This is a genomic window from Microbacterium sp. B19, from assembly GCF_000333395.1.
Lineage (GTDB): Bacteria > Actinomycetota > Actinomycetes > Actinomycetales > Microbacteriaceae > Microbacterium.
This window is the reverse complement of sequence record NZ_BADA01000524.1, coordinates 1-918: the sequence shown is the minus strand read 5'-3', so window position 1 is coordinate 918 and position 918 is coordinate 1. Positions and strand designations below refer to the sequence as shown.

At 71.4% G+C, this 918-nt stretch carries 1 protein-coding gene and 1 pseudogene; both read right to left on the bottom strand.

Going from position 1 to position 918, the window contains the following annotated elements; translation table 11 throughout:
• Positions 1-235: aminotransferase class V-fold PLP-dependent enzyme (locus tag I5G_RS23420; protein ID WP_239642567.1), on the bottom strand; the 235-nt coding region annotated here is incomplete at its 3' end.
• Between the two features lie 56 nt (positions 236-291).
• Positions 292-918 (bottom strand): annotated as a pseudogene (gene nadC / locus I5G_RS23415) (carboxylating nicotinate-nucleotide diphosphorylase); the annotation flags it as partial.

Genomic DNA, 918 nt, shown 5'->3' with positions numbered 1-918 from the left:
CGATCGCTGTGGTGACCAAGTGCTTCTTGCCGCGCGGAAGGGAGCCGAGCACGAGCCCCTTGATCGCGGTGTTGTTCGACTCCGTGCCGCCCGAGGTGAAGACGACGTCGCCCGACCGCATCCCGAGGATCGCGGCCACGCGCGCGCGGGCGTCTTCGAGAGCGGATGCCGCGGCCTCGCCGACCTCGTGATGACTCGACGGGTTGCCGAACCACCGGGTGAGGTACGGCGCCATCGCCGCGACGACCTCGGGGCGGACCGGGGTCGTCGCGGCGTTGTCGAGGTAGAGGCTCACGTCGTGCGGATGCGGATGTCGAGACCGAGGTCGAGGGCGGGTGCGGAGTGGGTGAGCGCGCCCACCGAGATGACGTCGACACCCGTCTCGGCGATCGCGCGCACCGTGTTGAGCGTCACGCCCCCGGAGGCCTCGACGACGGCGCTCCCGGCGATCTTCTCGACGCCCGCGCGCAGGTCGTCGAGCGAGAAGTTGTCGAGCATGATGGTGTCGACCCCGGCCGCGAGGACGGCGTCGATCTGATCGAGGCGGTCGACCTCGACCTCCACGTGTGTCGTGTGCGGGAGGCGCGCGATCGCGCTCTCCAGGGCCTGCGTGAGCGGCAGACCGGAGGCCGCGAGCACGGCGAGGTGGTTGTCCTTCGCCATCACGGCATCCGACAGCGAGAACCGGTGATTGTGGCCGCCGCCGTCGCGGACCGCCTGCCGCTCGATCGCGCGGAGTCCCGGCGTCGTCTTGCGGGTGTCGACGATGCGCGCACCCGTGTGGGCGACGGCGGCGACGTACCGGCTCGTGAGGGTCGCGATGCCCGACATCCGCTGCACGAAGTTGAGCCCCGATCCGCTCGGCGGTCAGCACGGCCCGCGCGGGTCCGGTGACCACCGCGAGCACCTCGTCCGGGA